The organism is Marinobacter sp. CP1 (assembly GCF_001266795.1).
GTDB classification, from domain to species: domain Bacteria; phylum Pseudomonadota; class Gammaproteobacteria; order Pseudomonadales; family Oleiphilaceae; genus Marinobacter; species Marinobacter flavimaris.
This window is the reverse complement of sequence record NZ_CP011929.1, coordinates 4268356-4291084: the sequence shown is the minus strand read 5'-3', so window position 1 is coordinate 4291084 and position 22729 is coordinate 4268356. Positions and strand designations below refer to the sequence as shown.

General features: G+C 53.3%; 29 protein-coding genes and 1 pseudogene. 2 read left to right on the top strand and 28 right to left on the bottom strand.

The window, feature by feature from the left end; translation table 11 throughout:
* Positions 1-4 precede the first annotated feature (4 nt).
* From ACP86_RS19760 to ACP86_RS19695, 16 genes are all read right to left on the bottom strand, one after another.
* Complete coding sequence (locus tag ACP86_RS19760; RefSeq protein ID WP_041335738.1) at positions 5-424, bottom strand: hypothetical protein; 420 nt, start codon at positions 422-424, stop codon at positions 5-7.
* A gap of 11 nt (positions 425-435) precedes the next feature.
* Positions 436-738, bottom strand: a complete 303-nt coding sequence (locus ACP86_RS19755; protein WP_041335742.1) for a hypothetical protein — start codon at positions 736-738, stop codon at positions 436-438.
* A 3-nt stretch (positions 739-741) separates the two neighbouring features.
* Complete coding sequence (locus tag ACP86_RS19750) at positions 742-1017, bottom strand: hypothetical protein (protein WP_041335744.1); 276 nt, start codon at positions 1015-1017, stop codon at positions 742-744.
* A 12-nt stretch (positions 1018-1029) separates the two neighbouring features.
* Positions 1030-1191, bottom strand: a complete 162-nt coding sequence (locus ACP86_RS23030; protein WP_164732159.1) for a hypothetical protein — start codon at positions 1189-1191, stop codon at positions 1030-1032.
* A gap of 83 nt (positions 1192-1274) precedes the next feature.
* Positions 1275-1826 (bottom strand): hypothetical protein, encoded by a 552-nt coding sequence (locus ACP86_RS19745; protein ID WP_041335747.1) that lies wholly within the window; start codon positions 1824-1826, stop codon positions 1275-1277.
* Between the two features lie 259 nt (positions 1827-2085).
* Positions 2086-2448 carry a hypothetical protein gene (locus tag ACP86_RS19740; RefSeq protein WP_053115193.1) on the bottom strand — a complete coding sequence of 121 codons (363 nt, stop codon included), beginning with the start codon at positions 2446-2448 and terminating at the stop codon, positions 2086-2088.
* Positions 2449-2541: 93 nt separating this feature from the next.
* Positions 2542-3621, bottom strand: a complete 1080-nt coding sequence (locus ACP86_RS19735) for a toprim domain-containing protein (protein WP_053115192.1) — start codon at positions 3619-3621, stop codon at positions 2542-2544.
* Positions 3622-3699: 78 nt separating this feature from the next.
* On the bottom strand, positions 3700-3867 hold the full coding sequence (locus ACP86_RS22880; RefSeq protein ID WP_158499469.1) for a hypothetical protein: 168 nt from the start codon (positions 3865-3867) through the stop codon (positions 3700-3702).
* Between the two features lie 81 nt (positions 3868-3948).
* Entirely contained in the window at positions 3949-4242 is a 294-nt protein-coding gene (locus ACP86_RS19730; protein ID WP_053115191.1) for a hypothetical protein, read from the bottom strand.
* Positions 4243-4317: 75 nt separating this feature from the next.
* Positions 4318-6048: a vWA domain-containing protein gene (locus ACP86_RS19725; RefSeq protein WP_227507762.1), complete on the bottom strand. Its 1731-nt coding sequence runs from the start codon at positions 6046-6048 to the stop codon at positions 4318-4320.
* A 52-nt stretch (positions 6049-6100) separates the two neighbouring features.
* Positions 6101-7015: a DUF3150 domain-containing protein gene (locus tag ACP86_RS19720; protein ID WP_053115189.1), complete on the bottom strand. Its 915-nt coding sequence runs from the start codon at positions 7013-7015 to the stop codon at positions 6101-6103.
* Between the two features lie 90 nt (positions 7016-7105).
* On the bottom strand, positions 7106-7846 hold the full coding sequence (locus tag ACP86_RS19715; protein ID WP_053115188.1) for a hypothetical protein: 741 nt from the start codon (positions 7844-7846) through the stop codon (positions 7106-7108).
* A 2-nt stretch (positions 7847-7848) separates the two neighbouring features.
* On the bottom strand, positions 7849-8808 hold the full coding sequence (locus tag ACP86_RS19710; RefSeq protein ID WP_053115187.1) for an AAA family ATPase: 960 nt from the start codon (positions 8806-8808) through the stop codon (positions 7849-7851).
* Between the two features lie 302 nt (positions 8809-9110).
* Positions 9111-10115, bottom strand: a complete 1005-nt coding sequence (locus tag ACP86_RS19705; protein WP_053115186.1) for a YqaJ viral recombinase family protein — start codon at positions 10113-10115, stop codon at positions 9111-9113.
* Positions 10116-10186: 71 nt separating this feature from the next.
* On the bottom strand, positions 10187-10480 hold the full coding sequence (locus ACP86_RS19700) for a hypothetical protein (protein ID WP_227507761.1): 294 nt from the start codon (positions 10478-10480) through the stop codon (positions 10187-10189).
* Between the two features lie 74 nt (positions 10481-10554).
* Positions 10555-11511, bottom strand: coding sequence for a recombinase RecT (locus tag ACP86_RS19695; RefSeq protein ID WP_053115185.1), 957 nt, complete (start codon positions 11509-11511; stop codon positions 10555-10557).
* A gap of 57 nt (positions 11512-11568) precedes the next feature.
* Here ACP86_RS19695 and ACP86_RS19690 point away from each other — a divergent pair, with 57 nt between their 5' ends.
* Positions 11569-11889 (top strand): hypothetical protein, encoded by a 321-nt coding sequence (locus tag ACP86_RS19690; RefSeq protein WP_053115184.1) that lies wholly within the window; start codon positions 11569-11571, stop codon positions 11887-11889.
* Here ACP86_RS19690 and ACP86_RS19685 read toward each other — a convergent pair.
* The 7 genes from ACP86_RS19685 to ACP86_RS19655 form a co-directional block, all read right to left on the bottom strand.
* Positions 11876-12067: a hypothetical protein gene (locus tag ACP86_RS19685; RefSeq protein WP_225316927.1), complete on the bottom strand. Its 192-nt coding sequence runs from the start codon at positions 12065-12067 to the stop codon at positions 11876-11878. The genes ACP86_RS19690 and ACP86_RS19685 overlap by 14 nt on opposite strands.
* Positions 12068-12148: 81 nt before the next feature.
* Positions 12149-12613: a single-stranded DNA-binding protein gene (locus ACP86_RS19680; RefSeq protein WP_075267723.1), complete on the bottom strand. Its 465-nt coding sequence runs from the start codon at positions 12611-12613 to the stop codon at positions 12149-12151.
* A gap of 2 nt (positions 12614-12615) precedes the next feature.
* Complete coding sequence (locus tag ACP86_RS19675; protein ID WP_053115182.1) at positions 12616-12957, bottom strand: hypothetical protein; 342 nt, start codon at positions 12955-12957, stop codon at positions 12616-12618.
* Positions 12957-13193 (bottom strand): hypothetical protein, encoded by a 237-nt coding sequence (locus tag ACP86_RS19670; RefSeq protein WP_053115181.1) that lies wholly within the window; start codon positions 13191-13193, stop codon positions 12957-12959. Before ACP86_RS19670 ends, ACP86_RS19675 begins: the two co-directional genes overlap by 1 nt.
* A gap of 290 nt (positions 13194-13483) precedes the next feature.
* A complete protein-coding gene (locus ACP86_RS22875; RefSeq protein WP_157807853.1) occupies positions 13484-13621 on the bottom strand; it encodes a hypothetical protein in 138 nt (45 codons plus the stop codon).
* A 1047-nt stretch (positions 13622-14668) separates the two neighbouring features.
* Complete coding sequence (locus ACP86_RS19660; RefSeq protein WP_053115180.1) at positions 14669-15076, bottom strand: hypothetical protein; 408 nt, start codon at positions 15074-15076, stop codon at positions 14669-14671.
* A gap of 289 nt (positions 15077-15365) precedes the next feature.
* Positions 15366-15617: a hypothetical protein gene (locus tag ACP86_RS19655; protein WP_053115179.1), complete on the bottom strand. Its 252-nt coding sequence runs from the start codon at positions 15615-15617 to the stop codon at positions 15366-15368.
* A 184-nt stretch (positions 15618-15801) separates the two neighbouring features.
* On the opposite strand from ACP86_RS19655, the gene ACP86_RS19650 reads away from it, so the two are divergent.
* A complete protein-coding gene (locus ACP86_RS19650; RefSeq protein WP_053113971.1) occupies positions 15802-17127 on the top strand; it encodes an IS1182 family transposase in 1326 nt (441 codons plus the stop codon).
* 188 nt (positions 17128-17315) lie between these two features.
* Here the strand turns inward: ACP86_RS19650 and ACP86_RS22300 are convergent.
* The 5 genes and pseudogenes from ACP86_RS22300 to ACP86_RS19625 form a co-directional block, all read right to left on the bottom strand.
* A pseudogene (locus ACP86_RS22300) lies at positions 17316-17668 on the bottom strand (CoA transferase); the annotation flags it as partial.
* 159 nt (positions 17669-17827) lie between these two features.
* Positions 17828-18991: an acyl-CoA dehydrogenase family protein gene (locus ACP86_RS19640; RefSeq protein ID WP_053115177.1), complete on the bottom strand. Its 1164-nt coding sequence runs from the start codon at positions 18989-18991 to the stop codon at positions 17828-17830.
* 82 nt (positions 18992-19073) lie between these two features.
* Positions 19074-20138 carry an MBL fold metallo-hydrolase gene (locus ACP86_RS19635; protein ID WP_158499468.1) on the bottom strand — a complete coding sequence of 355 codons (1065 nt, stop codon included), beginning with the start codon at positions 20136-20138 and terminating at the stop codon, positions 19074-19076.
* The gene (locus ACP86_RS19630) at positions 20131-21807 is read right to left on the bottom strand and encodes a long-chain-fatty-acid--CoA ligase (protein ID WP_053115176.1); all 1677 of its coding nucleotides are present in this window, start codon (positions 21805-21807) and stop codon (positions 20131-20133) included. The genes ACP86_RS19635 and ACP86_RS19630 overlap by 8 nt, the downstream gene beginning before the upstream one ends.
* Before the next feature lie 77 nt (positions 21808-21884).
* Positions 21885-22700 carry an HpcH/HpaI aldolase/citrate lyase family protein gene (locus tag ACP86_RS19625; protein WP_053115175.1) on the bottom strand — a complete coding sequence of 272 codons (816 nt, stop codon included), beginning with the start codon at positions 22698-22700 and terminating at the stop codon, positions 21885-21887.
* Positions 22701-22729: the final 29 nt, after the last annotated feature.

Here is a 22729-nt window from a genome sequence, read left to right as displayed (position 1 = left end):
CGTCCTATGCAGCTCGAACATGTTCCAGGCAAGCCAGTGCCGTCGAAATCGAAGCAGTTGCCGGAACGTCGGACTGGTGTTTGCTGAGCTTGTGGTGGAGGTGGTCTGATGAGCCCAGAACGAGGTGAACCACTGGTCTAAGTCCGGCGGAGGCCAAAAGCCAATTGTCTGGCTGATGGTCCACAACGATCAGAACATCCTGCGGGCGTGATTCGGTGATCACGCTTCCCAATATGGTTTCCGGGTCTCTTGCCAGGTCCAGATTGTTCAAAACAAGGACCGGGCATTCTGAGGGTATCTGAATCACGTTCTGCCGCCTGCACTCAATCAGACAAAACGTAGAAAAGTGTTCGAGCAAATGGAATATACGACGGTCGATGGCCGCGTCGGCAGAATGGAATTCGGTAACTCGCATGACGTTCATTGTTACCGCCCTCACCTTAAGGCCTGCTCAAACGCACCAAGCAACAGCATGAAGCTGATCGACATGCCCAGTGCAGTTATCGCTCGACTGATGCTGCGATAAACCCGCTCCTTTCCCTTGTAGAGCCCCGTCACAGAGAGTCCGATTTCTACACAGGCAAAGAGAATTCCCATTTTGGCGGAGATGAAGAGCAGCAGTGGAAACGTCATGCTGACGGGGTCACCCATCTGAATGATGACAAACATCGCAATCGCAGCAGCCACGACGACGAGGATCGGGTATGACCGGGGCGAGCGAAGCCAGCGAGAAAACATCTTTTACAACCCAGACGCGATTTTCGGACGTGACCACACTTTGATGGGCGGGTGATCAGCTTTCCTGTCTGCCAAAACCCCATCAAACATCGCCACCAGCCGAATCACTGAGATCCCCTCTTTTACTGCGAGAGCGATAATTCGGAAATAAGCCGCAGTGGCGGATTCGGCCGTTGCCTCAAACTGGTATTTGGTCCGGTTTTCCGTGTACACGTCGGCATTGAAAAATTGCCCATCACAAAGCCGGCCGCCGAAATTCGCGTGAACGATATTGGTCAAAAGGTCACCCCATTAGAAGAAAAGTGAAGCGAAGAGAACCAGCGCTGCGCCGGTGATGACCACATTGATCTGCCGATCCTGAGACAGAAGCTGGTCACGCTGTTGGCCGTCTATCTTCCCAGACTGAAAGAGCCGGTTAACGACCCATCGGATTAACGGTGTGGTGATGAACATGAAGGCGCCCTCCTGAGCTTCTGGCCAGTTTATTGAGGGCACTCGGCGAATTGGGGATCAAAAGGTCAGCGGAGTGTGACCTTTTAAAATTCGGGTCTCGGGTAGTCCCCGGCAGCCAGAGCCTGCTCAACAAGCGCGATCTGAAATACCAGGTGTGCCGCTGTATTGAGATTCTTCGTGTCATCCAACCACGACTGGAGTGTTCCAGCTTCCTGCTGCTTGAAGACTTCAAAGCTGTCAGCGCTCGCAACTGCGGGATTGATGTTGCTGTAGGGCAGGAAATTGGCAAAAGAATGCTGCCGGGCCAGTCTAAGGATCACTCTGCGTGCTCTACCCAGGATCTTGCGATCATTCCGGTACAAAACACCCACCGGTGTGCGCAGAGCCAACCAGATAGCAATATCCGCCAGCAAGAATCGCCCTGACAGTGAGTAGTGAACGAGGATGATTGAGACCGCTGCCAACCCGATTTGATCCGCGATGCCGGCCGCCTCGAATCGAAAGCTCAGTACAACTAGAAGAAGCACTGACAAGACCCAGATGACCAGTGACGCTCCAGCCGCGATCAGGCGAGCCGGTGTGCTGGACAGACCCTGAAAAGTAACTGTCTTGAGCAGCTCTGATGTAAAACCCATTTCCGTGATGTCCCTGTTTGTGTGTTGCTTTTACTTTCTCACGGAATTTTTCACGGGCAAGGTAGCTAGCAGGAAGAAAAAAACCCGCCGAAGCGGGTTTTGAGGGTCTAATTCGATTTTCGACAGTCTTGTTGATCCGCCAGGCGACAAATCTCTTGCCACTGAAGTCGGCGCTGATAGATCACAAAGCCGGTACCGACTGTGCCTACCAGGGTAAGGACGATTCCAAACATGAGAAAAACTGACATGGCATTGCCCATCATTGTTTACCTCTTGTCATTGGAGCGGAACGCTTACTGACAGTCAAGTTCAGGCGCTGACTGCGCAGCACCAGAAGATCCTGGATCAGCTCATGCCCTGCGAGATCGCGAGCCATCTCCACTTCTAACATTAGAATGATGGCGAGCAACCACGTCACCAGAACCATGGCGATTGCGTCAAAACTGGTAAGTTCCAGTCCATCAGCAAAGGTTTGGAACAGGTGTCCGGCCATTAAAGCGGAGGCGGCGTAGGTCATCGTTTTCAGACTGCCCACCAACCTGGTGCTTCGCCGGTAGCGCATTTTCTGAATGATCAGATCCTGCGTCCGTAGTTTGTTGAGTTTCTGGTACAGCAATTTCATACGTATGTTCTCTCCAGGCAAGACCTCGCTCAGAGAAAATAAGCCAGACCCCGGAGAGGGTTGGCTTGCTCTCCGAGGTCGGCATTTTGTGGTTTAAGCAGTCTGTCGTGGACGGTCCCTCAAGACGTTTCCGATCTGGCCAAAACCAGAGGGGTCACGCATCAACTGGTCCGCCCAGTCCACACCTTTTGAATCCGATTCGAGCATCGGAATTGATGGCAATATCAACTGAACATCCAGGCCCAGAAGGCTGAGCTTCTCGGCCAGCGTGTTTGCAGCGACTTCACCCGCTTGGTTACGGTCTTTGTCGACGAAAATCAGAACCTTTTCTACCCATTCGGGTGGCAGAAAGGATTGCATCATGGTCGTCGACAGCGTTGGCCACACTGGCAGCTGCGTCATAAGGGTTACCGCAAGAGCTGTCTCCAGTCCTTCTGCGACACCCATAACGGTTCCTTTCACCGGATTCACGCGAATCTGGCGACCCCGGCTTTCTCTGTTGACCGCGGGGGTAAGTTTTCGCGACTTGTTCTTGCTGTCGGAAAACTCCACCTTTAGGCCACTTTTGGTAATGAACGTCCGATGAATCGAGACTGGTTCACCCGCGTTATTGCGGACCAGACCAAGAATCGCGCCGTACTGGCCCAGCGTTTTACCGTCGGCACCAACGTAGTTGAGCGACGGATGGAACCGCAGGTCATCGGCGAGCATGGCCGCTGTTCTTAGCCTTCTGCGTTCGAAATAGGCTCTCGCCGGATACGATCGCAGGTCGTTCAGTGGCAGAGCATCCCCCCAGATCTGGTTAAGCCAAAGTCGAAGCTTTGAATCGTCCTGGATCTGAGTCTTGGGCGTCCTGATGGGTTTGGTGTCCACGATCCTTCCGCCCAAAAAGGCTTCAAGTTCGTCGTAGGTCTTGGTGAATGACCAATCGTTCACCCACATCAGCATATCGATGCCTTCAGGGATCACTCGCCAAGCCTGTTTGACGCCGCCACCGGTGGTGTTGGCGTCACGAAACAGCCGGAAGCCATCGGTACCACCGTCAATGGGACAAGGCACGTTTTTGCCAAGCTTATTGACCGCAGTTTCGAGGGCTGGCGCCAGTGCAAGAAAAGCACTGAGCCAACGTCCTTCCATGCGACGTTTCAGAGCAGTTGAGTTTCGTTTTTCCATGGTTCTCCTCCAGACAGTGAACTTTTCAAGGGACACTGCCGAGCAGTGAGTAAGAAAGGGCCGGAGCCCTTTCAGTCATCAGTGAAGCGTCAGAACGACTCTTTTGTATTGCACCCAGGTATTCCCGAACTGCTGGAAAAACAATTCGGTGGTTTTCCGGGGCTCATAGATCGTCATGAGTCGGATTGGCTTGCCGGCCCGAGTGGTCAGGCCGCGCTCAATCGAGAGTTGAGGTTGTTGAGACATGGTGCGTTTCCTTTTGAGTATTGAGGGAACACACCATCCCCAAGGGACAGAGTGTGTCCCTCAGAGGGTTGAGGTCTTTTATCAGCCGAGCATCTTCTTGCGGTAATACCGCAACCACTCGACCATTGTTTCCGGATCCACGCCCCACTCCCTGCAGCAAGCTGCGAAAGAGAAGGGCATTTCCCGGTTTTCGGACAGAATCCACTCCCAGGCTTCGTCACACGGTTTGCGAACACCACCGTGCTGACGGATGCCAAAGGCGCTTTTTACTGACTCGATTAGAAGCCGTTCACGAATATCCGCGAAGGCTGATTCGGGGATCTCCTGTTGTGGGCCCGAAGGCTCACAGAAGTCCGGTTTCCGAGAGGTTTCCATGTGTCCTCCTTGCGAAGAACACACCAACCCAACGGGAAGATGTGTTCCCGCCTGGGCTGTTGGAAGATTGTGGAGTCAGGGATCGAGATCGAGGACGTTGCCGGCGATGCGAAACAAAGCTGATTGCAGCTCCCTCACATCGTTGATGACTGTCCAATTCCCGAAATACGACTTCACAGCGTTTGAACCTATACCAATGGCATAGGTGTCGATCTGGTGTTTCATCAGATCTAGCAGGTAATTGACTGCATGACCGTTGTTCGGAGAACCGTCGGTAATCACAATCAGGACCTGACGTGGTTTATGACTGGCACTGAGTTCCCGTGCCGCGTAGAGCATTGCCTCAGCCAGAGGTGTGCCACCGCCGGAACTGACCAGGAAGCGCCCAAGATTGGGTCTCACCGGCTGTCCACGATGGATCATTGGACTGACATTTCCCCCACAACCCGGAAACATCGATACTGCGATGTCACATTTCGGGATGGTGGAAATAGCCAGCGCCAACGACACAGTGGCCTGATTGGCAATATCCTGTCTTTGGCTCATGGAACCACTCGTATCGAGCAGTACATGAACCGAGGTTTCCGGCCTCTTGTGTTCGTCTCGCTGGATGAACACTCGAGTGTCGCCCGCAGCCAAACGGCTTAGACGACGACCATCAACGCGGCGCCCGCGGTCATGCAACCACTGGCGCTGTCGGGATTCAGCCTGTAAAAGTCCCAGCAATCGGCTACGAATGCTTGAAGACGTCAAAATGCCCGCCTGCAGTTCACTCGTATCACCGTTACCATTCCTCATGTCCTGGCCCACACCGGTATCAATCTCAAAAGATTTACCTGATTGGTCTTCCCGGGCCTGTGAACACAAATCTTCTTTTAGCTGTTGACCGGGATTGGTCGGCATATCCTGCTCCGACATAACCCGTTCATAGGTGCCTCCTGCGCCGGCGTCACTGGAATCATCCGAAGACGAGTCCGATTCTGCCTGGTCACCCGCTGAGTCTTGATCAGACATAAATTGCTCACCGGAAGCATCCGATGGGCCATCCGTCTGATCAGCGGCTTCAGGAGAGGAATCTCCCTGAGTGTCGCCATTCTCAGATGAGGAATTTTCTGAGTTGGAGTTCGGGTCCGAAGAATCCCCCTGGCCGTCGGGTGACGGATCAGGCGGCTGTGACGAATCACTATCCGGGCCGGACTTTCGCTCCTGCTCTTCCTCTTTCTCGGCATCCTTTAACGCTTTCAAAATGGCCCGGGCCACCTTTAGAGCGTCATCACTGGTTGTCATGGACAACATGTATTTCGCCAGCAGCCCGTCCAAACGGACGAAGAAGCCTCTGGGAAACATCTGCTCCAAGACCTTCAAAGACTCTGGAATCAGCGGTTGGTAGACCTGCCGATCCAGAAACTCCCCATACAACCGGTGGTAGAGGTAACGAAACAGTTGAGATGCCTCGCTTTCTGCCGTGGTCGGTACGGGTGTCCAGCCTCGCTCATGGATGTAATTCTCCATGGCTTCCAGCGTGAACTGAGTCCCGGGAAAGGCGTGCTGGATAGCACGCTCAATCCGGATGTCCTCAATCAGGTTGGTCATACTCTTTTCGATCTCAGACCGGCACTTTTTTAAGGTGTCGAAACTGGATTCGCGAATATGAGCTGCTTCGTGAGAGAGATAGCCAAACAGCACATCTTTCATCTCACTCATATTGTCTAGCATGGGCAGCACAATGGTTTTGCCATCCGTCATGGCGTCTGAGCCCGAAAGCACGACGCGCACACCAAATTGCTCACCATAAGCCGCTGCCACGATTGGTAATGCCCGCTCGAGAGCGGATTGTCTTTGGTTCATAGTTCCGCTCCTAAAAGTAGGCGCCCATTGCTGATGCAGTGGTTGGACGGGTTGAGGAATGTGAAGCCTGGGACTGGGCGTTTCCGCTCTGGAGCCCGGCGATCAGTTTTGTCACCGAGAATTCTCCAGACACGATTCGCTCTAACTTTTTATCGTCAGAACACATCGTGAGGAACGTCAGTACCCTGCCGAACACGGGATGATCCTGGTCGATTCGTTCCGCCGGGATGGAGCTACGCAGCGCACGGAATTCGCCAAGAACCCTGAGAATCCGGCCGTTGCCGAAACTCAGTGTGTCCAGCTTGGTCAGCAATGGGTCGAGTTGTTTGCAAAGCGTCTTTCCGCCGATGGCGCGTTTCCGCTCCAGAAGACGATCAGACATCTCACGGCAGCTCAGTCCGACTTCGTGCAGGATTTGATCGGCAATTTCCGCCTCATCCGGTTCGAAGCCTTCCAGGGGCTGCATTTTGTAGAGCTTAAATTCGAACTTGAACGCGCTCGCCACGGTTTCACGGTCAGGAACCTGATCCCGCATGATGTGAGCGTATTCTTCGTTCTCCGCGATCCAGTCTTCCTTGTTGCGGTCAAAATCGTTGAGAAATTGCTGCAACGCGGATTCAAAGCCGGCCTTCACGGTTTCGAGTTTGGCGACAACGTCATCAATCGCTTCATCGCGTACAGCGAATCCGCCCATGAAACGTGTTCCTTCAGCCAGACATGCCCTTTCTGCCGATTTGCGCTTACTGAGCAACGGATCGAGAGCTTTGGGAGGAAAGATCTTCTTTCGCCCCAAATCCAGCAGTTTCTGTGGTGGCAACTTGCCGTCTATGCCCAATCGAATATCACTGTCGCGAGAGGCTTTTTTCTCACCGCTCCAGCACCGCATTTTCAGATGGACAAGGGTGGTCCCATGGATGAATTCCATGTGTTATCTCCTTAGCAATTATGAGAAGAGGGTGTACCGCCGGAGGCCGGCGGTGAGTTGTGGTTCAGAGAACCGAGGTCGAGGAAAGACTCAGAAAAAGGCGGCCTTTGTGTTTGACTCAATTACCGTCAAATCAATCGGTGCCTCAATTGCGCCCAGTGCGATGGCGTATTTCCTGAAGTCAGCAGTGGGACAGCTCTGACGCATGTCCGAAAACTCCTTGGACGTACCGTAAAGCTCTGCGAGCTCATCGAAACTGTCCGTCAGAAGAGTGTTGTCGTCGTCCACAATTTCTATGGGTGCAAATGAGAGCGAGGCTGAGGGGCCTTGCTCGGTCAGATGCCGACGAAGAGCAAACAGCAACAGAATTGCCAACGGACCTTCGGAAAGTTCCGCGCCACCGCTATGACTGCCACCTAAAAGGCTTTTAAACACCGGCAGTGATGCCAATGTGGTTGCCTCATCACGGAATTGCTCCGTGAACGTGTTGAGTACAGACGCCAAGAAGCCGGCGATCTGCGTTTCGGGAACCTGAGTCGAGATCCGAAACCAAAATTGGTTTGGAATGCTGCTCTCTGGATCACCTCTTGCTACCACCATATTGGTGTTGCGATCGATAGTTAGTCCTGAACAGCGCTCATAGCCTTTGCGAATTTTCGCATCGTGGAGGCGTGTCCAGTCTGACTTCTCCGTGGGTCTGAACGTCATGACCTTGCCGCGTCGCCCATACCAGACATCGTGACCACCATTGGCGTTCGGTTTTGGGTCAACCGCCCAAATCTTATCGGACGTTTCATCCGCATAGTGAAGGACTTTGATATCAAGGTTCATGCTCAAGCTCCTTTGGACCAGGAGGTACCAAAGATGTCCTGTGCGATGCGCTCGATTGCAATCCGTTGCTCCGGTTCCGCTTTAGCCAGGAAAGCTTGGTTCAGCGAATAGGACAGAGCATTTGGTGCATTTCGGAAGGCCAGTGCCAATTTTGCCCAGCGACACAATGTGCGCGTGGACATGGTGATGGTCAGCGGCGTCGCTGTTTCCTCACCCCCGATGAACAGCTTCCGAATCTGATTCGCAACGCGAACCATCTTCTTACGCAGCTCTTCGGGAAGGTCTGGTGCCTTCTTTTCAAGGATTATTAGTTCAACGTCCTCGGTTGGATAGTCCACGTGCACCATCCGGAATCGGTCAAGGAAGGCGATATCAAGCTGGTTTACACCCTGATACAGGCCGGTACTGTCGCCAGAACCAACGCTGTTGCCGTTCACAATGAACCGAAAGTTTTGATGAGCGTGAATCACTTCGCCTCCGTTTGTCGCAATGACCAACGGGTGTCCTTCGAGGACATCATGCAAAGCGGCAAGCTGACCGGGATCAGCTCGATCGACCTCGTTCAAAATGAACAGGTGACCATCACGCATGGCAACAGAAAGGGGTCCGTAAACGAACTCCATCGTGCCGTTAACCAATTTCCAGGTGCCTACCAGATCGTCGAACTCCATACGCGAGTGCGCGGTGAAGCTCTGCGTCGGCCAGTTAAGACGTGACGCAACTTGGTAAGGCAAGGTCGTCTTCCCTGCCCCGTAGTGGCCAGAGAAGTAGAGCCCATCGTCGTCGGGATCATCCAGAAAGTTCAGGATGTCCCGCAGAGTCTCCCGGCGGAAAACGTAGGAATCGTTTCGTTTGGGAATGTAGGGATTGGTGGAATCGGCGAAACCGGCTGTGATTACTTCAGCTGGAACGTCGAGGTTGAAGGTGTTGCGAATGGGCAGTGCCTTGTCGCGAACGGTCATAGAAAGCTCCTTTTCAGTGAGAGTTCACTTATTCCAGAGCGGCATCACACACCAGAAGGTGATGATGGCCTTCTGGCAAGTGAGATTTTTTGAGAGAGGAATTACAGCCGTGGCTGACGTGTCCGTTTCAAATTCCGGTGTGGACACTTATTTTGTCGTGCAAGCACGATCAAAATGCTCAAGGGATTACCCGGTGTAGTAACCGCCTTCCATAACACCCTGGTTGGCAGGGCCCTAGAGAAGGCAGACACGAAAAATGGAACTGTTCCGAGGATAAAATCCCCGGAACAGCCATTGCTGGTTTAGAAGTAAGCCGCTTTGACTGGCGTAATCACCTCACCCATGTCGCGGTTGACCAGTTCATCCTCAGAACGAGTGAACCGGACTTCCTCGCGAGAGGGCTTGCGGTAATTCTCGAGCTCGGTGCTCAAATCCAGGTCAGGAAAGTTATCCTGAAGGTATTTGAGGTAGTCGACAGATCCCGACTTCTCGAAGCGAGTGACCTTAACGCCGCCGACATCAGCATGGCGAAAAGGCCCCATCAGGTTGATCAAGGCCTTTTGGACATCTTTCTGGTCTTTTTCAAGAGCCTTAAGCTTGTCCTTCAGAGACTTGATCTGTTCCTGTTGCATTCGCCAGGCTTCCGCATGAGCTTCCCACTTGAATTTTTCCGTTCCGCTTTCCGGGATGAACCAGTCGCGATCAGGATCCAATTCAGGGGGTTGCTCAGTCTGGACCAGTTGCCAAAAGTGCTTGGCAGCCTCGATGATTTGGTTTTCCCGTTCGGGGGTTAACCGAATCTCGAAATCCTGGTCCGCACCATCTTCCCGGTAGAAAATGAGTCGTCCGATGCTCTGACCGGCCACAGTCAACTGAGCCTGAACCTGAGCCTCATACAGTTTGAAGGCCGTGGACTCGACTCCGTTTGCCTCAAGGTCATCCCAAACAGTTTTGGAAGGCGCCTTGAATTCGTAGGGTTGGTCCTGTGTGTCCACACCATCAAACGAGGCGCGCAGCACATCCCATTTGGCACACTCACCGCACATCGGAAGCAGAAACTCACCGTAGCGGGATTCGGCCAACTGACGTGCTTTATCCTCGAGGGCGACGCCTCGTTGGATGTTCGGGTTGCCTGAAAGGTCTGGCGGGTTAATCCGTCCGATCTTTTCAGCCCAAAGTTGCCAGGGGGTTTTATAGGGGCTCAGTCCGAGGATCACCGGAATGTCTGTTGCGGTGATCCCCAGGGCTCGCCATTTCAGCCATTCTTCAGAGCGTTGGTTCAGGTCAACTACAGTCATTTTCGGCATTACGAATCTCCATAAGAGGGGTAATGCCGCCCAAGGGGTGCATTACCCCATTGGGTTGAGAGAGTGAGTGTTTAGGCTGTCTGGCTCATGGCCGGAAAGTCTTTGATGTACTGTTCGCAGAGTTCTGCAAACATCCTCGCGTAGCTTTCGCATGGAAAGTCAGCGACCGGGAATTCCGGATATTGAAATTGAACACCGGGCCGGAGGTGGCCGATGACCGAATAGAAGTTCGGGCGGGTGTCGTTGCGCTGAGGTTCCGAGTGAGACAGATAAACGGCTTTGACTCGGAAGGAGTCGTAGTCGCGGATCTTCTCCAGGCTATCGAAGTAGAACATCGTCATCTTTGGTTGAGTTTGAGCGTTCATGATTATTCCTCTTGAGTAGAGATGAGAGGCATGAACACCCGTGTTGGGGTCCATGCCCCAAGTGGGTTTAGATTTTATTGATTTACCGCTGAGGACGGGACGGGTTGGGCTTTTGCCTTGTCCAATTCGTCCAGAGCGTAGGCCAGCTCAGAGGGATCTTTGATCCTCTCCACCATGACCTCTTTGCACGCTTCAAAAGCGTTTTGGTTTTTTGCCCGGTCCACCAGATTCTTCACGGTGTTGAGCAATTGGGCCGAGAGTTCTTCTCTTGGCGGTGGTGCAGGAAGCGCCGAAGGCGTAACCGGCTTGTGCTGGTTTGCCAGGATCGCCAAGCCTTCTCCGTTCTCCTCGTTGAGGATCCTGAGTGCCTGTGCCATGCGAGGGTTCGAGATTGGCCACCACTTGCTGGCTCGCTTCACGATGCTTTTCAACATCATCTGTTCAGCCCAGTCGACCCAGGGTCCAAAACCTTTTTTGAAGGCTTCAGAAACGTCCCGAATCTTGTCCATGTCAGCTTTCGACATGGCTTCGACGAGAACACCCCCGGAAGGTAGCTCTGCGATGCAGTAACCACCCCGAATGGAGCCACGATCCGTTGAGAAGGGATCACAGACGTGATCTGGCTTCTCGGCGGGGCCTTTGTAGGAAAACTGGTCTTTCTCGTACACCAGTTCAGCCTTAGCCCAACGAATCGCACCGGTTTCCACGCCAATCGCAATCAATCCCCGATACGAAATATCGAGCATGACCTTGGCGTCTTCATTGCGGCGTAGACGACGAGGGACCAGAAACGCTAAGCCCTGGTTGGGATTGAGCGTCAGTCCGACCGCGGCGACGTTGTACATCGCAAGCCGAAGTGATGAGAGGTTCTTCTTTGCCACATCTAGCAGATAGGAGTTGTTCATCAACTGCTGGGTGGCAAAGATCTGCTCCTGCTTGAAATCCAAACTGGAGCTGTTGAACTTATCTTTTGAGGATTCAATGATCTGATGCCATTGAGCGGGTTGTACTGCCTGAGGTGCCTGATTCATAAAAAGGTCCTTGCGCGTCAAGAATTCCGGGCGATAATTCCCGGAGAGGTGAGAGAGATGCAGACCAACCATTACATCGTCGATGACGAGGGCAATTTCAGGTTCACATCGGTGGGTCTTGAGGAAGAAGGACCGCTGCTGGCCAGAGCCGGCATTGATCCCACATCTATCAAGACGTATGAGGCATATATCCAGGCCAGGAAGACCGCAGGGCCTTACTTTATGGATTACCTCAGAGACGAAACTGACCGCATGCTGGAAGGTAAGCCGGACACCGTAGAGTGGCAGGCCATCAGATCCATAGCGTTTGGGTCAGACGAAGAGCAGAAAGCTCTGATTGAGAAGATGAAGCGGAAACGGTCGTTTAAGGCTGTTTAGCTTCTTTGCGGGCGTTGATTTCCTCAATGATGCGGCTGCGAAGCCACTTCAAAGATTTGATCTGTTCCCGATCGGTGAGAAGCACCAGCATTTCCTGAGAATTGCGAAGGTGCGCTTGAAGTTGTTCGTTACTTGCCGTTTCCAGCCAGTAGTAAACCTCTTTCCTTGAGAACCCCATAATGTCGTCTCCATGGAGAAGATGGGGCTCTCCCGTCAGGGGTAGAAGCCCCATTCGGGTTAAAGGTTAAAAAGCCGGTTACTAGAACGGGTAGTCGTCGTCAAAGCCATAGGCTTCAACTGGCGGCTGTTCCAGATGCCCAGGCTGACTCGGTGAAGCATGAGCCTGATGTTGGGGCTGTGGCGTGGGAGCGGCCTGCTGCGAACCATTTTTGGAAAAATACTTCGGCAGCTTGCGCGGGAAATCATTGACCACGATTTCTGTGGTGTAACGATCTTCGCCGCTCTGGGTTTGCCATTTCCTGGTTCTCAACTCGCCCTCAAGGAACAAGAGATCACCAGGTTCAACGTTCATGCCGATGTGCTCAGCAGTCTTGTTGAAACTGACGCAACGGTGCCATTCAGTGTTCTCTTTCCATTCGCCAGTTTCCCTGTCCTTGAGAGACTTGGTTGTTGCGATTGAATAAGAAACCACCTGCATGCCGTTTGGGGTGGAGCGAACATCTTTTTGACCGAGACGGCCAATGAGCTGTGCTTTGTTGAGCATGATTATTCCCTCTTGAGCTTAGGTTGAGAGTATTCAATCTCGACAGGCGCACGCTTGCCGGATTGAAGGAGGTGCTGATTTCTCATGTGCTGAAGTTCTGCAGGAGAATCGATGATTGACCGAATGGTCATTTGCTCGGGTTCAGGCTTGTAGAATCGATGGAAAACCCAGCGAATCGCGAAGACCATTCCTCGAAGCAAAGCTTTCGTATACAGCGTCAAACGACGTTCACACGCTGCGAGAAAACGGTCTCCAGTTTCGAAACCGAGGTCGACCAGGAAAAGCAGAATCCTGCCACCGAACATCAGGACCAGGATTGCAGATAGACCCAAAACGAGTTCCATCAAGCACTCCTTTTCTCAGGTGAGAAGACGTACCCGAACTCGGTGTCATAAACCCAAGTCAGATCCTGTCTCAGAGAGGCATTAAAGTGCGGCAGTAGCAGCACATTGCCGGCCTCAGAAGTGGCAACAACAAAACGTCCTTTGTCCGCCTTTTCGATTGCCTGTTGGATGATTTCATCAACGTGGTTGACGAAATGAGAGAGATGCCTGTTGGCATCGTGTTCACTTCGATTCATGTGAGTGATTCCTTTGGAGTGTTAAGCCAATTGCCGTAGCAACCGCGTCCGTTTCATGGCTAGGTGAGGACGCTGATCAAGTGCCGAGTTCAGTTGAACTGCAGCAACAAGATTCGAGGAATCACAGAAAAAGCATTCAAGTCTGGATCCGGATACGGGTCCAGGCCGCAATGCTCGTGAGGGAGTTGGGAAAGACAGACGCACGAAACCAAGCAGTTGAGTATCAACTGAGGATCATGCGGTCTGTCGGGGATGTGTTCGTAGAAACGAACAGAGTTAAGGCCGTAGGCCTAGAGGTTTTTCTCTTCGCGTTCGACTTCAGCAATCAATAGCTGCTCGTTCTTCGAGTCGATGTGGGCCGCTATCAAAACGCTGCTTACTACGACAGCTGCAAAGCACGTCATAAAAATAAGCATGGAAAGCTCCATAATTAACGTCTCCTTGTGAATGTTGGTGGATTTTTATCCGCTATTCAAGTCTTTCAGACCTGTTGGGCGGGTGATCCAGTCGCATTCGGATTCGCTCTACGGATTGCTTGTAGTGAGCAATTTTGCCAGCGCAAATGATATTCAGGCTCACAATAACTGTCGTGAGAACGAGATAGATTGCCAGTCGAAGGAGGTCGCCGTTAATCAGCAACTCCCAAAGAGCGACAGATGTTGGTGCCATCGAACTTGCGTTGACACTTAACATTGCTGCCCTCCATCGTGCATGAAGTTCAGAATTTCGAATGAAGAGTTTTTCTTTTGCAGTAAACATAATTTTCTCCGGTTTAGTGTTAAGCCAAATCGCCGTGGCGATCGCATCCGTTTCGTGGCTAGATTGAGGATGCTTATCAGGTGCCGTTGTTCAGAGAACAAACAGCAACAAGATCCGGAGAAACCAAAAGGCGGTCTGCCCTGCCCTGAGAAACTCACAGGCACGGCAAAACACCCTCAGGAAAGGGGTGGGACTATCAAAGAGGTCTGTTTAATCTGCTTTTGGGTAAAGGTGCGCGGAGGTGCGCGATCTGGAGAGATGGGTCCCGACGAGGCGGTGTGCCGAATGACCCGGTGAGGCACTATTTGAAAATTACACCAGCCTTGTGCGAGGTACAAGGCAAAATATTGTCTCGACGCTCACAATTCTTGCATTTCTGCGAAACGCAGGCTGAGGTCGCAAAGCGGACATTCCAGTAAAGCGGTCAATGCAAACGGAATTGCCTTCACTTTGAGGCTATGAGAGATAGGTCGTGCTTTATAAGTCCGAGCAGAGGCTTAAAGTATCTGGTGGGTCCGGGTAAGCCCAATCATAGGCCAGGAGTGTCTACTGCACCGGGGTAAGTCCAATCACCGTTTCAAACCGTCTATTGAAACGGGGCAGGCCCCCTCAGTACGAGAAGGTCACAACACGGTACTCTTTAAACATCATGAGCTGCCCGTTATCGTTGGATAGGCAGACTCTGGATTCCCAAAGAAAACATTCAAACTTACGTCTTACCAGTCATTGTAATAGGTCGTGCCACCGATCGACCGGCTGGTGCTGGAGCTACCATCATCGTAATTGTGGTAGGTGGTGTTGCCGATTGACCGGGAGTTGCCGGAAACGCCGTTGTCGAAGTTGTGGTAGGTGGTGTTGCCGATTGATCGGGAGTTTCCGGAAACGCCGTTGTTTAAGTTGTGGTAGGTGGTGTTCCCGATGGAGCGAGACGAACCGCTCGTGCCATCGTTGAAGTTGTGATAGGTCGTCCCGCCAATCGTGCGTGATGTCCCGGAGGTCCCATCCGAGCAGTTGTGGTAAGTGGTGCCACCGATATTCCGGGAATTACAGTTCGCATTCGCTATTAGGGAGGTGCTAAACAGCAGCACGGCAAAAGCGCTGAACAAGGTCATCTTGACTTTCATGCGGACTCTCCAATCCAGTATTCGAATCTGATTTCGATAATTGAGTTATTATTTCCTCTTCCAACCTAGCATGTGCGCTACTCAAACGAAACTTGGAGCCGAAAGGTGAACTAGCCGTGTCCGATGCTTGCGGTCGCAAAGCGGACATTCCGGGAGAACGATTAACGCCAATATTCAGCAGCGGCCTTTGCGCAGCGAAGCGGAGAGAAGGCCGTCCGGTGGAGGCCCTTCAGGGCCGTAACAAACTGGAATGAATGGTTGGGGCTGCAACAGTGAAGGCAGAACCTGATCATTGCTTTACCAGCAGCGCCACTATAGACACAATGACCCCAACGTATGAAATCCCGGCCCCAATAAGCAACGACAACCTGTCTATTCCCTGCTTGGCGATCTCCTCCAGAAAAGCCCGGTCAAAAATAAAGATGTGGCTAAAAGCGAGCGCGGATAGTGTAGCGAGGGCCAGGCTAGCCCATGGCGTCCAACTGTAAGCCGCGAAGAGAATCCCTGCCAAGATGGCATTAACAACAATATTCCCTACCATTCAGCTATCTCCCGTGAACGCTCATCCTCAGTGGCCCTAGACATGATGTTTTGACCTGCCCGCCCTCAACGATCGTGGGTTATTGTTGAGGGCGGGCAGGTCAAAACATCATGTCTAGGAGTCTGCGCGGCAGGAGCCACCTTCTGGCATAATACGTAAAAATTCTTCAGCACCGGAGAATCCGATGGGAACCACCTTCCGCCCCTATTCACCTGATCAGGAACTGCTTCTTCCCCCGAGCCTGAACGAGTGGCTGCCCGAAGGGCATCTGGCCTATTTCATCAGTGACGTGGTCGAGGAACTGGATCTGAGTGCCTTCTACGCCCGGTATGAAGGGAGCGGTCGGCGCAACTCGCCTTTCGATCCGCGGATGATGTTGAAGGTGTTGATCTATGCGTACGCGACCGGCGTGTTTTCATCACGAAAGATCGCCCGGAAGTTGGAAGAAGATGTCGCCCTTCGGGTCCTGGCGGCTGGCAATTTCCCCAGACACCGCACTATCTGCGATTTTCGCAAGCAACACCTGGCTGCGTTCAAGGCCGTATTTATTCAGGTGGTCCGGATCGCCCAGGAAGCGGAATTGGTTACTCTCGGTACGCTGGCGATTGATGGCACCAAGGTCCGGGCCAACGCCAGTAAGCACAAGGCCATGAGCTATGACCGCATGCGGGAGGAAGAAGCCCGTCTGTCAAAAGAGGTTGATGAGCTTTGTGGCCAGGCTCGCCGTGTGGATGAATCGGAAGACCAACAGTTTGGCCCGGATCAGCGGGGCGACGAGTTACCCGAAGAGCTTCAGCACCGTCAGGGGCGGCTGGACAAGATCCGGGCAGCGAAGGAGAAACTGGAAGCGGATCAAAAAACGCAAGATGAGGCCAAAGGCCGGCATCCAGACGATGATCGCCGCTCACCCAAGGGTGGCCGGAACTTCAAGAGAGATTATGGAGTTCCGGAGGACAAGGCTCAGAGTAACTTTACCGACCCCCAAAGCCGGATCATGAAAACGAATGATGGGTTCCAGCAATGCTATAACGGCCAACTGGCCGTGGATGGCGAGTTCCAGATCATCGTGGGCAACCGCCAGGGTAACAACCCCAGTGATAACGGCTGTCTGGTGCCGCTGCTGGGCGAGGTAAAAGAAACTCTGGGAAGTTACCCGGGCCAATGTCTGGCTGATGCGGGTTATCGCAAAGAGGAAGACTTGCAGGCATTGGAGACAAAAGGCATAGATGGCTACGTCTCGCTGCGCCGGGAAGGCAAAAAAACCGGAGATATAAACGCGAGCCGGTACCCGGCGACGGCCCGCATGGAGGAGAAGCTTACCACGGCGGAGGGGCGAGCAGTCTACGCTCAGCGCAAGCACATGGTTGAGGCGGTGAATGGCTGGATCAAGAATGTCCTGGGCTTCCGGCAGTTCGGCTTGCGGGGCCTTCAGGCGGTGCAGGGTGAATGGGATCTTGTCTGTCTGTCGCTCAATCTCAGGCGCATGAGTTCACTGATGAGGCTGGCATAAGTCGCTGAGGCAGCCTTTGGCTCACGGTAGGTACAGCTGGGGCCCTGCGATGCCCCTTTTAACCGGTTAACTGGCTGGATCGAAAGCGATGATGGAGCCGATCCGATATCGCGAACACTCCTTCCGGCCAGACAATGATCCGGTCTGGCGGAAACGAGGGCTCAAAACGTTTCTGCCGCGCAGACTCCTAGGTTTTCGTAATCCAGCCCGTAGCGCTTCAGCCCACCCACTTTGAAGTTCTCAAGGATGATATCCGACTCTGCCGCGAGCTCACGTATCAGGCGCTGACCCTCCGGCGTCGAAATATCGACCGCCAGCGATTTCTTGTTACGGTTGGCTGACAGATAGTACGCAGATAAATCCGTTTCGCCATCTCGACCCTTAAGATAGGGAGGCCCCATGTCCGTGTGTCATCTCCGCCGCCAGGCCTCTCAATCTTGATAACTTCAGCCCCGAGACCACCGAGAACCTGGCCAGCCCATGGGCCAGCCAACACACGGGAAAGATCCAGAACTCGAATATGCGAAAGTGAACCCGTCATGGCTCTCTCCTTAAACGGTACATGCTTGGAGACCGGTCTGGGTACGCCCCTGGCAATCCCGTAACAGCTCGCGGGACGACCACCCTCATGCTGCAGCGCCTGAAAATGCCGGCCAAAAAGCCCCGCCACGGGCTCTGTAGTATCAAGTTTCTCTGCGAGTCACCCCGGTGAATGTTCCGCATTGCGGATCAGGTGCTTGGCAATTACCAGTTGTTGGATCTGCGACGTTCCCTCATATAGGCGGAACAACCTGACATCTCTGAAAAAACGCTCAACGCAGTACTCGCTGATGTAACCAGCGCCACCGTGGACCTGAACTGCCCGGTCCGCAACACGCCCTACCATTTCTGTACAGAACAGCTTGCAGCTCGAGGCATTCATCGACACCGCCTCACCTGCATCGAAGGATTTAGCAGCCGCTTCAACCATGCACTTTCCGGCATAGTACTCAGCCTGGCTATCTGCCAGCATTGCCTGCACCAACTGAAAATTGGCAATTTCTGTTCCAAACTGTTTCCGGCCAGAGGCATATGAAACGCTCTCATCAATGAGTCGCTTGGCCGTACCCACGCTTAACGCACTGATATGCAAGCGCCCCCGATCAAGAACTTTCATGGCTGTTTTGAAACCCTGCCCTTCCTTTCCTCCAATCAAAGCATTTGCGGGTACGCGCACATCCTCGAAGATAACATCACAGGTATGAGCGCCTTTCTGCCCCATTTTCTGATCAGGTTTTCCAAGCGATATGCCCGGTAGTTTCGCATCGACCAGGAATGCCGACACACCGCGCGCACCTTCTTCACGGGTGCCGGTGCGAGCCATCACTGTGAAGATCCCCGCCCTGGGTGCATTGGTGATGTATCGTTTAGTTCCATTAATGATGAAATCATCACCATCTCTCCGGGCGCTTGTTCTCACTGACCCGGCATCTGATCCTGCGTCAGGCTCGGTCAATGCAAATGAGCCGATCAGTTCGCCGGTGGCAAGCTTGGGTAGATATTTTTCCTTCTGTTCCGGTGTACCGTCCATAACTATACCTTGCGAACCAATGCCAACATTGGTTCCAAACATTGAACGAAAAACCGGTGAGGTGTAGCCCATTTCCTGAATAATTGCGACTTCCTCTGACATGCTCAGACCCAGACCACCGAACTCGGAAGGTATCGAAATTCCGAAAAGCCCCATCTCTTTCATTTCGGCGATGACGTCTTCCGGAATCTGGTCTTCCTCCGCCACTTGCATTTCCAGGGGAATCAGGCGATCACGGACGTACCGACGCACACTTTCGACAAACTGGTTCAGCGTTTCTTCATCAAGTGCCATTGTGGCCTCCTTGTTCGAAAATAGGATGATGGTCAGACCCTCGAGTAGCTGACCTGAGTTATTCCGGACGCCGTGCTTCCCGTTATTGCTCCTGGGTCCCGACAGATCGATACCAGCGAACACCCTTGGCATCTGTCATAAAATGCACTTCGTTACGTTCAATGAGATAATTCAAGCAAGCGAGGGCCTCTCCGGTTGCCAAGTTGAAAACCATAAAGTCCTCTTCCGATATGTCACGACCAAACAGCACTGCGAATACGTCAATCACTCTCTTTGGCTCCCTTCCAAGATCCGCCCGCAAATTCGTGACGGCCCTTTCCTGGTCTGCAATCAGGGTTTCAATCCGATCATGCAATCCCGTAAAACACTGTTGATGAGCTGGTAGCACCAGCACATCATCGGGAATTTCAGCTTTCAGCTTACGAAGTGAGGCCAGCCAGTCAGCCATCGGGTTTGCAGTCGGCTCCAGGGGTGTCACTGAGACATTGGACGAAATGCCGGGCAACACCTGATCACCGGAGATCAGTAATTTGCTCTCTTCGCAGTACAGGCAGGCGTGCTCGGGAGAGTGCCCGTTACCAACAACAACCCGCCATCGGTGTCCACCGATAACATGGTGCTGCCCTTCCTCCAGCCGTTGGTAGCTGCGAGGCAACCGTGAAATCCGTCTGCCATAGTTGCGATAATGATCGTAGTATCCGTCGATGGCCGAATCAGGCCAGCCAACAGCGCGGTGAAAGGCAATGAAGTCCTCGGGTACGGTTTCGTCGTGGGACTGAGCCACCATTACCCGGCAGGTCAGATACTCCATACGAGTCATCCAGAACTCTTCTGCGTCCCGCTCCAGCAACCAGCCGGCCATACCCACATGATCCGGATGCAGATGGGTCACAAACACCCGCCGGACCGGCTTGCGCTCCGGCAGAGACTCCAATAGAGACTTCCAGGCGGCCTCAGCCGGGGGTGTACACATACCGGTGTCAACCACGGAAAAGCCGTCCTCGTCACGGATCAGCCAGACATTAATATGGTTCAGTTTTCCAGGCAGGGGAATACGGGACCAGTACACGTTATGCGCTACCTCAACCAACTCGGCAGCTTCTGGTACTCTATCTGCGGTCTTGGGATTCATGTCGGCATCAGGCACGATTTGCTCCCTCCATTCGGGCTTCTTCCTGCAACTGTCGCCACATGATCTTACCGGTGCCGGACTTCGGCAACTCATCGATAATCGAAACGGCTGTCGGCACCTTATAAGCCGCCATATGCTTTTTGCACCATTCGATAATGTCGTCCTCGGTGAGGTTTTCCGGTGCAGTGGGCTTCAGTACAACCATCGCCTTGGCCGTTTCGCCCCGTTTCGGATCTGGCACTGCAATGACGCAGGCTTCGTGAATCTCCGGGTGACCATACATGATACTTTCCACTTCTGCCGGCCAGACCTTGAATCCGGAGGCATTAATCATCCGCTTGAGCCGGTCGACCATGAAGAAGTAGCCCTCCTCATCCATGTATCCCAGGTCGCCAGTACGAAGGAAGCGTTTACCATCGCGTTCCAGAATACTCTTGGCGGTTGCTTGCGCATTGTTCCAGTATTCCAGCATTACCTGAGGGCCATGCAGGATGATTTCTCCAGTTTCGCCTTGGGGCAGATCCTCAAACGTGGCAGGGTCAACGATACGTGCATCTACACCAAAGCTGGCAATGCCCAGGCATTGCCGTTTGCCGCGCTCAATGGGGTTACCAAGAATGAAAGCGGCGGTTTCGGTCAGTCCGTAGGCTTCGTTGTATACGATGTTAAACTCCTCTGCCAGCTTGCGAGAGATGGCTTCAGGCATTGCAGCACCACCCCCCATCAGTTTACTGAGACTGGAGACGTCATGGTTGGCCAGATCCGGATTCGAGAAAAAATCGACAATCATCGACGGCGGAGCACTCCACAGGCTGACATGGTGACGCTCAATCAGCTTCACCGCCACATCCCGATCCCACCGCTGCATCAGCACTGAGGTTGCACCGTTGAAGATAGGCCCATTCATTCCACCTTGCATGCCCAAAAAATGGAACAGCGGGGCAATGGCCAGTGCCGAGAATGCCGGCGAGCCACCGCGCCAGACAGCCGAAGCCGCAACTGCTGCCATCACGGTGCTGTGGGAATGAACACAGCCCTTCGGATGTCCCGTGGTACCGGAGGTATAGCCAATAATAGCTAGGTCATCGTGCTCTCCGGTAAAAGCAGAAGGCGCCAGTTCGCGACTAAGCACGTCTCGCCAAAGGATAACGCCGGGGTCGGTATGTTCCTGCCTAGGTTCTGTTACAGCAGACGGAACGGCGAGGTCAGTCGCCGCTGTCAGGTAATCAGAATAGGCATGAACAATTACGTGATCTAGATCGCCCGAAGCCAATAGAGGTTGCGCATTGCCGTACAATTCCTGAGACACCAGAGCCGTGCGGGCACCACTGTCGGAGACACAGTATTTAAGCTCCTCGGACAGGTTCATCGGGTTGATGGGAACCACCACTCCCTGAGCACGAAGAATCGCGTAGTAACCGATGACGTACTGGGGAGAGTTCTGCGAATACAGAGCGACACGGTCACCGGGACAAACACCACATTCCAACTGCAGATACCCCGCCAGTGCCCTAACCTGCTGACGCAATTCGGAATAACTGAGCACCGAGTCATAGAATACTACCGCCGGCTTGTCCGGGTATCGGGTTGCCGCCACCTCCAGGTTGTAGTAGAGGCTCGTTTTGGGTAGTTCAAGTGTTCGTGGCAAACCCTTGGGCCAATAGGTGTTCCGTCCTGCTTTCATGTTTTCTCCTGGCTCTGCGGCTAAGATGTTGCTGAAACTGTTCTTGCTATGAACCTCCCGAAATTCTGGCGAGCAGTCTAACTGGCACGCTCAAGAATAGTTCTGGCCATAGCAATCACTGGAGCATCCACCATCTGGCCCTCCACCTTGAAAGCAGCACCACCTGACCTCGCCGCCTCCATGACTTTACGCGCCCAGGCCACCTGATCAGGATCCGGGGAAAAACCAGCCTGCACCTGTGGAATCTGTTTTGGATGAATGCAAAGCATGCCTGCAAAACCCATATTACGGGCCCGGCGGGCACGACTTAGTACCGCATCCTCGTCATCAAAAACAGGAAACACGGTATCAATAGGAGCCAGTAAACCAGCTGCTCGGGAGCTCACCAGAAGCTGATAGCGACACTGGTCCATGACCGTCTCCGCCCCTCCCGTATTGCCTTCAATGCCGAGGTCATCACTGAGGTCCAGGCCACCGTAGCTCAGTCTCTCAACTCCGGGCACCGAGGCAATTTCGTTAAGGGCAACCAGACCACGAGCTGATTCAATTAGCGGAATGACGGTCTTGCCAGAATTAGCCACAGCCTGGACGTCCTCCGCGGACTCGGCTTTCGACAACATGATGCCAACCACCTTTGAATGACGGGCACATAGCGCCATGTCCGCCTCAAATTCAGCAGTACCCCGGGCATTAATGCGCACGTAGATCGACTCACCATGATGGTCTGCCAAGAATGCATCCAATGCATCACGGGCAGGGTTCTTGGCATCCGCTGGCACCGCATCCTCTAGATCCACAATTACCGCTCCGGCACCGCTAGCAATCGCCTTGGGAATCCGCTCAGGCCGAGAGGCCGGCACGAAGAGCATGGTTTTCAAATCTTTACCTGTCATGGTCAGAATCCTGTTCTCTGAGTTGCGCC

Coding starts and splice junctions, on each gene's coding strand:
- ACP86_RS19720 (WP_053115189.1), bottom strand. CDS start 7,015: ATGGAATTCATCCATGGGACCACCCTTGTCCATCTGAAAATGCGGTGC.
- ACP86_RS19680 (WP_075267723.1), bottom strand. CDS start 12,613: ATGCTCAACAAAGCACAGCTCATTGGCCGTCTCGGTCAAAAAGATGTT.
- ACP86_RS19675 (WP_053115182.1), bottom strand. CDS start 12,957: ATGGAACTCGTTTTGGGTCTATCTGCAATCCTGGTCCTGATGTTCGGT.
- ACP86_RS19730 (WP_053115191.1), bottom strand. CDS start 4,242: ATGGAAACCTCTCGGAAACCGGACTTCTGTGAGCCTTCGGGCCCACAA.
- ACP86_RS19655 (WP_053115179.1), bottom strand. CDS start 15,617: ATGGTAGGGAATATTGTTGTTAATGCCATCTTGGCAGGGATTCTCTTC.
- ACP86_RS19695 (WP_053115185.1), bottom strand. CDS start 11,511: ATGAATCAGGCACCTCAGGCAGTACAACCCGCTCAATGGCATCAGATC.
- ACP86_RS19740 (WP_053115193.1), bottom strand. CDS start 2,448: ATGAAATTGCTGTACCAGAAACTCAACAAACTACGGACGCAGGATCTG.
- ACP86_RS19625 (WP_053115175.1), bottom strand. CDS start 22,700: ATGACAGGTAAAGATTTGAAAACCATGCTCTTCGTGCCGGCCTCTCGG.
- ACP86_RS19735 (WP_053115192.1), bottom strand. CDS start 3,621: ATGGAAAAACGAAACTCAACTGCTCTGAAACGTCGCATGGAAGGACGT.
- ACP86_RS19630 (WP_053115176.1), bottom strand. CDS start 21,807: ATGAAAGCAGGACGGAACACCTATTGGCCCAAGGGTTTGCCACGAACA.
- ACP86_RS19755 (WP_041335742.1), bottom strand. CDS start 738: ATGTTTTCTCGCTGGCTTCGCTCGCCCCGGTCATACCCGATCCTCGTC.
- ACP86_RS23030 (WP_164732159.1), bottom strand. CDS start 1,191: ATGTTCATCACCACACCGTTAATCCGATGGGTCGTTAACCGGCTCTTT.
- ACP86_RS19685 (WP_225316927.1), bottom strand. CDS start 12,067: ATGGGGTTCTCAAGGAAAGAGGTTTACTACTGGCTGGAAACGGCAAGT.
- ACP86_RS19705 (WP_053115186.1), bottom strand. CDS start 10,115: ATGCCGAAAATGACTGTAGTTGACCTGAACCAACGCTCTGAAGAATGG.
- ACP86_RS19690 (WP_053115184.1), top strand. CDS start 11,569: ATGCAGACCAACCATTACATCGTCGATGACGAGGGCAATTTCAGGTTC.
- ACP86_RS19760 (WP_041335738.1), bottom strand. CDS start 424: ATGAACGTCATGCGAGTTACCGAATTCCATTCTGCCGACGCGGCCATC.
- ACP86_RS19670 (WP_053115181.1), bottom strand. CDS start 13,193: ATGAATCGAAGTGAACACGATGCCAACAGGCATCTCTCTCATTTCGTC.
- ACP86_RS19745 (WP_041335747.1), bottom strand. CDS start 1,826: ATGGGTTTTACATCAGAGCTGCTCAAGACAGTTACTTTTCAGGGTCTG.
- ACP86_RS22875 (WP_157807853.1), bottom strand. CDS start 13,621: ATGGAGCTTTCCATGCTTATTTTTATGACGTGCTTTGCAGCTGTCGTA.
- ACP86_RS19650 (WP_053113971.1), top strand. CDS start 15,802: ATGGGAACCACCTTCCGCCCCTATTCACCTGATCAGGAACTGCTTCTT.
- ACP86_RS22880 (WP_158499469.1), bottom strand. CDS start 3,867: ATGTCTCAACAACCTCAACTCTCGATTGAGCGCGGCCTGACCACTCGG.
- ACP86_RS19700 (WP_227507761.1), bottom strand. CDS start 10,480: ATGAACGCTCAAACTCAACCAAAGATGACGATGTTCTACTTCGATAGC.
- ACP86_RS19640 (WP_053115177.1), bottom strand. CDS start 18,991: ATGGCACTTGATGAAGAAACGCTGAACCAGTTTGTCGAAAGTGTGCGT.
- ACP86_RS19710 (WP_053115187.1), bottom strand. CDS start 8,808: ATGACCGTTCGCGACAAGGCACTGCCCATTCGCAACACCTTCAACCTC.
- ACP86_RS19660 (WP_053115180.1), bottom strand. CDS start 15,076: ATGAAAGTCAAGATGACCTTGTTCAGCGCTTTTGCCGTGCTGCTGTTT.
- ACP86_RS19715 (WP_053115188.1), bottom strand. CDS start 7,846: ATGAACCTTGATATCAAAGTCCTTCACTATGCGGATGAAACGTCCGAT.